This window comes from Aestuariivirga sp. (genome assembly GCF_044238155.1).
Taxonomy (GTDB): domain Bacteria; phylum Pseudomonadota; class Alphaproteobacteria; order Rhizobiales; family Aestuariivirgaceae; genus Aestuariivirga.
The window spans coordinates 1-9,225 of the sequence record NZ_JBIIDX010000140.1 but is presented as its reverse complement, the minus strand read 5'-3'; the positions used below and the strand labels follow the sequence as shown (position 1 = coordinate 9,225).

General features: G+C 64.1%; 11 protein-coding genes. 6 read left to right on the top strand and 5 right to left on the bottom strand.

Annotation, left to right across the window (positions count from 1 at the left end; all coding sequences use genetic code 11):
• Window positions 1-175: 175 nt before the first annotated feature.
• A complete protein-coding gene (locus ACILRN_RS13545; protein WP_395689121.1) occupies window positions 176-634 on the top strand; it encodes a SufE family protein in 459 nt (152 codons plus the stop codon).
• Here ACILRN_RS13545 and ACILRN_RS13540 read toward each other — a convergent pair.
• From ACILRN_RS13540 to ACILRN_RS13525, 4 genes are all read right to left on the bottom strand, one after another.
• On the bottom strand, window positions 589-1,167 hold the full coding sequence (locus tag ACILRN_RS13540) for a DUF6456 domain-containing protein (RefSeq protein ID WP_395689119.1): 579 nt from the start codon (window positions 1,165-1,167) through the stop codon (window positions 589-591). The genes ACILRN_RS13545 and ACILRN_RS13540 overlap by 46 nt on opposite strands.
• An 89-nt stretch (window positions 1,168-1,256) precedes the next feature.
• The gene (locus ACILRN_RS13535) at window positions 1,257-1,754 is read right to left on the bottom strand and encodes a PAS domain-containing protein (protein WP_395689117.1); all 498 of its coding nucleotides are present in this window, start codon (window positions 1,752-1,754) and stop codon (window positions 1,257-1,259) included.
• A gap of 104 nt (window positions 1,755-1,858) precedes the next feature.
• Window positions 1,859-2,290, bottom strand: a complete 432-nt coding sequence (locus tag ACILRN_RS13530) for a MucR family transcriptional regulator (RefSeq protein WP_395689115.1) — start codon at window positions 2,288-2,290, stop codon at window positions 1,859-1,861.
• Between the two features lie 45 nt (window positions 2,291-2,335).
• A complete protein-coding gene (locus tag ACILRN_RS13525) occupies window positions 2,336-3,598 on the bottom strand; it encodes a DUF2336 domain-containing protein (protein WP_395689123.1) in 1,263 nt (420 codons plus the stop codon).
• Between the two features lie 151 nt (window positions 3,599-3,749).
• On the opposite strand from ACILRN_RS13525, the gene msrB reads away from it, so the two are divergent.
• The 5 genes from msrB (at window position 3,750) to ACILRN_RS13500 (ending at window position 8,490) form a co-directional block, all read left to right on the top strand.
• A complete protein-coding gene (gene msrB, locus ACILRN_RS13520; protein WP_395689113.1) occupies window positions 3,750-4,151 on the top strand; it encodes a peptide-methionine (R)-S-oxide reductase MsrB in 402 nt (133 codons plus the stop codon).
• 1 nt (window position 4,152) lies between these two features.
• Window positions 4,153-6,249, top strand: a complete 2,097-nt coding sequence (locus ACILRN_RS13515; RefSeq protein WP_395689111.1) for a S9 family peptidase — start codon at window positions 4,153-4,155, stop codon at window positions 6,247-6,249.
• Window positions 6,239-6,790 (top strand): hydrolase, encoded by a 552-nt coding sequence (locus tag ACILRN_RS13510; RefSeq protein ID WP_395689109.1) that lies wholly within the window; start codon window positions 6,239-6,241, stop codon window positions 6,788-6,790. The genes ACILRN_RS13515 and ACILRN_RS13510 overlap by 11 nt, the downstream gene beginning before the upstream one ends.
• Before the next feature lie 66 nt (window positions 6,791-6,856).
• The gene (locus ACILRN_RS13505; protein ID WP_395689107.1) at window positions 6,857-8,035 is read left to right on the top strand and encodes an acyl-CoA dehydrogenase; all 1,179 of its coding nucleotides are present in this window, start codon (window positions 6,857-6,859) and stop codon (window positions 8,033-8,035) included.
• The gene (locus ACILRN_RS13500; protein WP_395689105.1) at window positions 8,032-8,490 is read left to right on the top strand and encodes a GNAT family N-acetyltransferase; all 459 of its coding nucleotides are present in this window, start codon (window positions 8,032-8,034) and stop codon (window positions 8,488-8,490) included. The genes ACILRN_RS13505 and ACILRN_RS13500 overlap by 4 nt, the downstream gene beginning before the upstream one ends.
• Window positions 8,491-8,500: 10 nt before the next feature.
• On the opposite strand, the gene ACILRN_RS13495 is transcribed toward ACILRN_RS13500, so the two are convergent.
• A partial coding sequence (locus ACILRN_RS13495) for a cupin domain-containing protein (RefSeq protein ID WP_395689103.1) occupies window positions 8,501-9,225 on the bottom strand: 725 nt, incomplete at its 5' end.

Genomic DNA, 9,225 nt, shown 5'->3' with positions numbered 1-9,225 from the left:
CTGCGCGTCGCAGGCCCGGCGCCCGAGGCAAGCCGCGCTGCGGCCGGGCGCGGCCAGTCCACCCTCGAACTCGAAGATCTGATTCCGGAGTGGCGCGGCCCCGGCGAAGACAGTTGAGCTTGCGTCGGTATGCGCCTATCTCCTGCGGCATGCCTGCCTTGAAGAAAGCCCGCACGTGACCGCCATCGACGAGTTGATCGCTGACTTCGACATTCTCGACGACTGGGAAGATCGCTACCGCCATGTGATCGAGCTCGGGCGTCAGCTTCCGGAACTTCCCGCCGCCGATCACACGCCTCAAAACAAGGTGAGGGGCTGCGCCAGCCAGGTGTGGATCACCTCTCACGCAAGCGGGGATATCGACAACCCCGTCCTGAGCTTCCAGGGCGACAGCGACGCGCTGATCGTCAAGGGGCTGATCGCCATTGCCTTCATGATCTTCAGCGAAAAGCCGGCCAGGCAGATCCTCGCCACCGACGCGGGTGAGGTGCTGGGCCGCCTTGGTCTTGCCGGACATCTCACCCAGCAGCGTTCCAATGGTTTTGCCTCGATGATCCAGCGGATCAAGCAGGATGCTGCAACCGCCCTTCAGGCCTCTCCGGGGCCAGCGGCCGGCGGTATCGCCGGACGATAACCCTCCACTCCCCAGCGCAGGATGCCGTGAAGCAGGTCCGGCTGTGCGCCGAGCATGCCATAATGCCGCGCCAGCGCCGTAAGCGCGAGGCCCAGCACCGCCTTGCCACTGCGCTGCGGCAGGTTGAGCCGGCGTTCGGCCTGCTCGAGCCCGGCTGCGAGGCAGCATACCTCCGTCAGGATGCCAGCCAGTTCAGGCCCCACGCTTCGCAGGGCGCGATGATAGCGCTCGCCGGCGGCCAGCGCGGCATCACTGAGGTCCGCCGCGGCTGTGGCGCTGCGGCTGCCGCCGCCTGCAAGCTCCCAGTTGGTGGTGGTGCGCGCGTTCAGCATGGCACGCTCGAAGTCAGCGCGCAGGCGCTCTCCTGCAAGAAACTGCTCATCACTGATCAGCGGACTGCCGGTGGGTCCGCGCCGGGCGCGCAACCAGGCAAGCGGACTTTCGGCATCGTTGAAGCCGGGCGGGCCCTCCCTGCTCTCACGACTGCGTGGCGGCCGGGGTGCTGGGCGGATGGCGGCGGGCATGCGGCGCATGGCGGATGGCTCCCTGCTTGAGCCAGCAATTTAGGCAAGATCTTTACAGGAATCAATACCTGTTATCGTCTTTTTTTCCTCAAACCTTTTCAGGCGAGGCTTGCCTGGCGCTCCTCATGCTCGAGCCCCGAGAGGAAATAGTCGAGTCCCAGGATCATGCTGACGCCCCGGCCATCGGCCGAGGCGAGCGGCAGACGCAGCCAGTACTGCACCAGATGTTCCTTGTTGATCAGGGGTCCGCGCACGATTCCCTGGGTGGGCTTTCCGTCCAGCGCGGTGTGCCGGTAGGCGGCAAGCCAGTAGTCGCGTTTCGGGCCGAGATCGAGATCGACCACGCTGAGGCCGGTGATCTCGCGGTCGAAGACATCGCGCAGCCGGGTTCCGGCCAGCCTGATGCGGCTCTGCTCGAGCGTGTCTTCGACATCGATCAGGCTCACAAAGGGCAACAGCCGCGGAATGTGGGCGGGGTTTATGTCAGCACGCGTCGGGAAGGGCTTGCCCTGTCCGCGCGACAGCCAATAGTCATACAACTGTCGCTGCTCCGGCACGACGAGCTGTGCCCTGAACGCTATGTTGACCGACCCCATCCCGACGCCGCCCCTTCGCGAATCACTGCCCCATTTGGTGAAGTCGTTTATGAATCGTGAACGACTGATCCGCAAGAGTCCGGCGCCTGAAAATTTGCGAGCAGCTATTTTCCGCGCCGCCGGCCGAGCCCCATGGTCTTGGCGAGCTGGGATCGCGAGTTCGCGTAATTGGGCGCCACCATCGGATAATCGGGCGGCAGTCCCCATTTTTCACGATACTGTTCCGGCGAGAGCTTGAAATGCGTGCGCAGGTGCCGCTTCAGCGATTTGAACTTCTTGCCGTCCTCGAGACAGATCAGATAGTCGGGCGTGATGGTCTTGCGGATGTTGACCTGGGGCTTCGACCCTTCGCCATCCCTTGCGCTGCCGGGTCCAGTCGCGGCCGCCTCCGCCAGGGCGCGGTGAACTTCGGCAATCAGCTTGGGCACGTCAGCCTGCTCCACTGAATTGCGCGCCACGTAGGCGGCAACGATCTGGCTTGCCAGTTCGATCAGTGTTGGGCGCGGTTCGGCCGCAGGCGGATTGGCGTCTGTCATGCGAGCGTCGTTTTAGGCGAGGCCCGGGCGTTCAACAAGAGGGCTTCAGGCCTGTGGCGCGTATGGCCCGGTCTTGCGCGTGAACCAATCCCAGTAGATCAGCAGGGTGCGGGCCTTGTTGCTCGACAACCCGTCAAACACCGCCTGCAGGTTGCCACCCGTCTGGCTGTCGATTGTCCAGCCCCGCGCATGGAGCTGCGCGGTGACCTCGGTGAACCCCGCACGACTCACACCCAGCACCTTGAGAAGGGCCGCGAGCGGCTCGCCGGTTGCATCCGAGACGATGCGCCAGGCCGTGGCCTCGGTGATGCCGGCCAGGGGGGAGAACATCCCAACTGCCTCGGTCTGCCGTCCGCTCGTGAGTGCGGCAAGCGCGGCATCGAGATCGGCGACAGGCAGTGGTTCGGTATCGGGTGCTGCCTCTGCCTGGCCCGAAGCGGTCAGGATGGCAATGATGCGATTGAGCGTCACCGAGTCGGTGAGAAAACGGCTCAGGATCACGCGCCGCAACTCCGGCGGCAGGCACCAGAACAGCTCGAGCGCCACCGGCAGCGGCAGGTCAGTGCGGGTGGTGAGCGGAACCTGCAGCGCGGCATGCTCGGCCGCCAGGGCGCAGACTTGCATATAGGTGCTGAAAAGCAGCTCCGCACCGGGGTTGCGCAGCAGGATCTGAAGGGCGCCAAGATCGCCGCTCGCAACCACGTGTTCACTGAGCATCGGCGAGATCGTGCGCCGCCGGGAGATGACCTTGAGCTTCTCACTGTCGGCCGGACCGACGGCAGCCATCATGTCGCGGTCACTCAGATGCGCATTCTTTTCCAGCAGTGGACCGGCGATTTCGAAGCGCGGGTCACGGATCAGCCGCGCAGCCAGGAGTGGTGGCGGGGCATCCATGCCGGACAGTCGTTCGGACAGCGACACGAGTTGCCGCTCGTTCAGCCGCGGCGCCAGGAGCAGCAGCGCGTCACTCACCATCGACCGCTCCTGCGGCAGAAGGTCGATGGCGCCCCAGATGATGTCGAGAAGGGCTGAGACGGACTCGCCGGGGTCGGGTGGCGGCGCTTTCACCGGCCGCAGCGGCGCGGCCTCTTGCGCGTCAGGCGGCGGCGGGTCCTCGGCATGGCGCGGCAGCCGCGGCCTTGCTTTCAGGCGCTGGGTCAACTGGCGGAAGGCATCCGCCAGATCCGTACCGTCCTCCCCGGCGCCAGAAGCCGGTTCAGGGCCTTGCTCGCCGGTGGCGCCGATGGTGCCATCAAGTGGCATGGGCATGTCCGTCATGGCCATCATGTGATTGCCGACACTGAGCACCAGCAAGCCTCTAGGATTGCTTAAAACTGGAAAGATTGCAGCCCGGCCGGGATACCGTAAGTCGAGATATGATTAATCCCCCGTTTCCTCGTCCAGGCGCTTCACAATGCCGCCTCAATGCCCCAGACTAATGCGCCGAAAGCGAGTGTCCATGACCAAAATCCAGAAATCCGAGACGGAGTGGCGCAGCATGCTGTCGCCAGAGGCCTACCGCGTCCTGCGCGAACACGGAACCGAACGTGCCGGCACCAGTCCGCTCAACCATGAGAAGCGGCAGGGCAAGTTTGCCTGCGCAGGTTGCGGCAAACATCTGTTTGATTCGAAGACCAAATATGAATCCGGAACGGGCTGGCCCAGTTTCTGGTCGCCCGTCAGCCCGGAGGCGGTTGGCGAGTCGCAGGACAATTCCTGGTTCATGCGGCGAACCGAGGTGCATTGTGCGGATTGCGGCGGCCATCTGGGTCATGTCTTTCCCGACGGCCCGGCGCCCACCGGCCAGCGTTACTGCATGAATGGCGTGGCGCTGCGCTTCATCCCCGAAGGAACAGGCTGACATGACCTCCATCCCGTCACCACCGCGCGCCGAAAAGCGGCCGCGCGCTGAATCCTGGCATGGCCAGTCGAAGCAGGACGACTATCACTGGCTGAAGGCCGACAACTGGCAGCAGGTGATGCAGGACCCATCCTTGCTGCCGGCAGACATCCGGGCCTATCTCGAGGCTGAAAATGCCTATCACGAGGCCGTCATGGCCGATACCGCGGCTCTACAGGACACGCTGTTTGCGGAGATGAAGGGCCGTATCAAGGAGGACGATTCCTCCGTTCCCGCACCCGATGGGCCCTATGACTACTACTCCTCCTATGTGAAGGGCGGTCAGCACCCGCGCTATTGCCGCAAGCCGCGCGGCCAGGATGGGCCTGAGGAACTGCTGCTCGATGGCAATGCACTGGCCACGGGGCGGGAGTATTTCCGCTTCGGCGGCGTTGAACCCTCCCCCGCCCAGGACCTCATCGCCTGGTCCTTCGACGGCAATGGCTCGGAATTCTACGAGTTGCGCATCCGCGCAGCCGCCACAGGGATTGACCATGCCGACGTGCTGCACAACACCGCAGGAGGCGCAGCCTGGGCCGCGGATGGCAAGAGCTTCTTCTACACCCTCCAGGACGACAATCACCGGCCCCTCAAGACCTACCGCCATGTGCTGGGCAAGCCGCAATCGGAAGATGCGCTGGTTTACGACGAAGCGGATACGGGCAAGTTCACCGATGCCTCCAAGACCCGCTCGGAGGCCTATGTCGTCATCAGCATCCATGACCATGACACGTCGGAATGCTGGCTCATCGATGCCGCGCAGCCTGAACAGAAACCCCGCCTCGTGGCGCCCCGCGTGGAAGGCGTCGAATACGACCTTGACCACTGGAACGACCGCTTCATCCTGCGCACCAACGCCGGCGGCGCGGAAGACTACAAGCTGGTCACCGCGCCGCTTGATAATCCGTCTACGGACAATTGGACGGACCTCGTTCCCCACCGGCCTGGCATTCTCATCGTCGGCTTCATCACCTTCCGGAACTGGCTGGTCAGGCTTGAGCGCGAGAATGCCCTTCCCCGCATCGTGGTCCGCGACATGGCCAGCGGCGAGGAACACGCCATCGCCTTTGACGAGGAGGCCTATTCGCTGGGCTTCGGCGAAATGCGGGAATACGAAACCGATGTCCTGCGATTCACCTATTCCTCGATGACCACGCCTGCCCAGGTGTACGACTACGACATGCGTAGCCGCGCCCGCGTGCTGCGCAAGATGCAGGAGGTTCCGACGGGCCACGACCCGGCACGCTACGTGACCCGGCGCGTACTAGCGCCAGCCCATGATGGCGAAACGATCCCCGTGACCCTGCTCTACCGGAAAAGCGCGCCGCTCGACGGCTCGGCCCCGCTCTGGCTTTACGGCTACGGTTCCTACGGCATCTCGATCCCGGCCTCGTTCAACACCAACATCCTGTCGCTGGTCGACAGGGGCTTCATCTACGCCATCGCGCATGTCCGCGGCGGGCAGGAAAAGGGACGCCGCTGGTACAAGACCGGAAAACTCGAGCACAAGCAGAATACCTTCCGTGACTTCATCTCGAGCGCCGAGTACCTGATCCAGCAGGGGTTTACCCGCCAGGGCCTCATCGTCGCGCAGGGCGGGTCAGCCGGCGGCATGCTGATGGGCGCCATAGCCAACATGGCGCCGCATCTGTTCCATGCGATCATTGCCGAGGTGCCCTTTGTCGACGTACTGACGACCATGCTCGATGACACGTTGCCGCTCACGCCGCCTGAATGGCCAGAGTGGGGCAACCCGATCGTCAGCCCTCAAGCCTATGAGACGATTGCGGCCTATTCACCCTATGACCGGGTCGAGGCGAAGGCCTATCCCAACATTCTCGCCGTCGGCGGGCTGACTGATCCGCGCGTCACCTACTGGGAGCCCGCCAAGTGGGTGGCAAAGCTCCGTGAACGGAAGACCGACAGCAATCTGCTCTTGCTGAAGATCAACATGGGCGCAGGCCATGGTGGCGCGTCAGGCCGCTTCGACCGGCTGAAGGAAGTGGCATTCGTCTATGCCTTCGGGCTCAAGGTGGTGGGGCGCGCCGGTGTTGGTTGAGGCCGCGAAATCCACCCTGCTCATCGTCGACATGCAGGAGCGGCTGCTGCCCGCCATGACAGGCGGGGCGGAGGTCGAGGCGCGCTGCGCCATCCTGCTCAAGGCTGCCCGGGCGCTCGGCGTGCCGGTCACCGTCTCCGAACAGTATCCGAAAGGCCTTGGCCACACCGTGCCGGGCATCAGTGATGGGCTGGGCGCCGACCCGGTCTTCGAGAAGCTCACCTTCTCGTGCTGGCGGCACCGGCCCCTCAAGGACCATCTGATCGCACATCACGAGGCCGGCCGGCCTCTGGTGATCCTGGCGGGGATCGAGGCCCATGTCTGTGTCCTGCAGACGGCCGCCGACCTGAGTGCGGCGGGCTTCGGAGTGTTTGCCGTGGCTGATGCGATGGCCTCGCGAGCGGTGGCCTCGCACGTGCTGGCGCTCGAGCGGCTGCGGCAGATCGGCGCGGCGGTGATCAACACGGAAATGGCAGTGTTCGAGCTTCTGGGCCGGGCCGGCACGGCAGAGTTCAAGGCACTGTCGGCGCTGGTGCGCTGAGCCATTTCGGCGAATTGACTTTTCCCCCGCCCATTGCTTTCTAGGTTCCAATCAGAGGAGTGCCCGATGGCCGCTGCCGAATTCAACTGGGAAGACCCGCTCGACCTCGAATCCCAGCTCACCGACGAGGAGCGCATGATCCGCGACTCCGCGCGTGCCTTCGCGCAGGACAAACTGATGCCGCGGGTCAAATCCGCCTTCCGTGAGGAGCGTTTCGACCGCGAGATCATGAACGAGATGGGCGAGATGGGCTTCCTCGGCGTGATGACCGCCACCGATCATGGGGGCTCTGGCCTCGGCTATGTGGCCTATGGGCTGGTGGCGCGCGAGGTGGAGCGCGTCGATTCGGGCTACCGCTCGGCGATGAGCGTGCAGAACTCGCTCGTCATGCACCCGATCGAGGCCTATGGCACGCCCGAACAGCACAAGAAGTTTCTCCCCGGGCTCGCCACCGGCCAGCTCGTCGGCTGCTTCGGCCTGACCGAACCCGATGCCGGGTCCGACCCCGGCGGCATGAAGACGAGAGCCCGCAAGGTCGATGGCGGCTATGTACTGAACGGCTCCAAGATGTGGATATCCAACTCGCCGATCGCCGACCTCGCCGTGGTCTGGGCCAAGACCGATGACGGCCAGATCCGCGGCTTCGTGGTCGAGCGCGGCATGAAGGGCTTCACCACCCCGGTCATCGAAGGAAAGATATCGCTTCGCGCCTCGATCACCGGCGAGATCGTGCTCGACAATGTCGAGGTGCCGGACAGTGCGCTGCTACCAAACGTTAAGGGCCTCGGCGGCCCCTTCGGCTGCCTCAACAAGGCGCGTTACGGCATCGCCTGGGGCGTGATGGGAGCGGCAGAGGACTGCTGGCACCGGGCGCGCCAGTATACGCTGGATCGCAAGCAGTTCGGCAAGCCGCTGGCCGCCAACCAGCTCGTCCAGAAGAAGCTCGCCGACATGCAGACCGACATCGCGCTGGGGCTTCAGGGCTGCCTGGCGCTGGGCCGCGGCCTGGAGCGCGGAACGCTGGCCCCGTCGGCCATTTCGCTCATGAAGCGCAACAATTGCGGCAAGGCGCTCGACGTGGCCCGCGCCGCACGCGACATGCACGGCGGCAACGGCATTTCGGAAGAGTATCACGTGATCCGGCACATGGTGAACCTCGAGACTGTGAACACCTACGAGGGCACCCATGACGTTCATGCCCTGATCCTCGGCCGCGCCCAGACGGGTATTCAGGCCTTCCAGTGAGCATCGTCATCACCATCGCCGATCCGGCTGACCCGCCGGTGCGGGCGATGGTGGAGGCGCTTGATGCCTATCTCGCCGCGCTCTATCCGGCCGAGAGCAACCACCTGCTCGACATCGAAATCATGCGCCAGCCGCAGATGCGCTTCTTCGCTGCATTTGAGGCCGAACAGGTGCACGCCATCGGCGGCTGCTGGCTGCATGCCGATTATGCCGAGGTGAAGCGGGTTTTCGTGACTCCGGCAGCAAGGGGCCGGGGCCTCGCCAGGCGGATGATGCAGCGGATCGAGGCCGAGGCGATTGCCTCGGGCCACACGGTCCTGAGGCTGGAAACCGGCATCCACCAGCCCGAATCGCTCGGGCTTTACCGCAGCCTTGGATATGCAGGTCGCGGTGCGTTCGGCGACTATCCTGCCGATGATCCGAACAGCGTTTTCATGGAAAAGCTGCTGGCATGACCAAGGCGCCTCAGCTGGCGGGTGCGAAGATCACGAAGATCTTCTTGAGATAGCCTTCAGATGTCCAGCTGTTGGGCGTGCCCTGTGGTACGAAGAAGGTGCTGCCCGCGGAAAACCGCCGGGAATGACCGTTGTCGTCCTCGAAGGTTACCGAGCCCTCGAGCAGGCACATCAACTCGTGACGGGGAAAGTCGATGAGCTTGCGGCGATAGCCCGTCGTGCTCCAGACGCCGATTTGCAGCTGGCCCGTCGCATCGGTGAAATAGTCATGGCTGTGCTGCTCCGGCACTGGTGACAGCAGCATCGCGGCGGCAGGTGGCGCCGATGGCGAAAGCGGCACCTGTGGGTCGATCTTGATCGTCCGCAACGGTCCTGTGTTTCTTGCCCCGGAAGGATCGTCGAAGATCACGAAGAATTTGCGCACGTGGCCCGGCTGGGTCCAGCGGCAGCGCAAGCCTTTCGGGATGATGAAGCTCTCACCGGCCTTGATCGAGACGCTGCGGTCCTCCTCGATGATGACCACCTCACCTTCCAGCACGGTCATGAACTCATTGACCGGATAGTCCACCCAGCGGCTTTCGTTCGCACCCTGTTCCCAAACCCCGGCAGACAGGCCTCTTGCCTTGTCCTCGAACAGGACATGGCCGCTGTGCTTGCGCGTTCCCGACACGATCTCGCCCTCGGGAAAGTCCTCCCAGGGCTGCAGCGGGATGTCAGGGGAGAAGGCAATGATCT

Bases quoted from the DNA above. Each gene is read 5' to 3' on its own strand.
- ACILRN_RS13540 (WP_395689119.1), bottom strand. From the start codon at position 1,167: ATGCGCCGCATGCCCGCCGCCATCCGCCCAGCACCCCGGCCGCCACGC.
- ACILRN_RS13535 (WP_395689117.1), bottom strand. From the start codon at position 1,754: ATGGGGTCGGTCAACATAGCGTTCAGGGCACAGCTCGTCGTGCCGGAG.
- ACILRN_RS13530 (WP_395689115.1), bottom strand. From the start codon at position 2,290: ATGACAGACGCCAATCCGCCTGCGGCCGAACCGCGCCCAACACTGATC.
- msrB (WP_395689113.1), top strand. From the start codon at position 3,750: ATGACCAAAATCCAGAAATCCGAGACGGAGTGGCGCAGCATGCTGTCG.
- ACILRN_RS13515 (WP_395689111.1), top strand. From the start codon at position 4,153: ATGACCTCCATCCCGTCACCACCGCGCGCCGAAAAGCGGCCGCGCGCT.
- ACILRN_RS13505 (WP_395689107.1), top strand. From the start codon at position 6,857: ATGGCCGCTGCCGAATTCAACTGGGAAGACCCGCTCGACCTCGAATCC.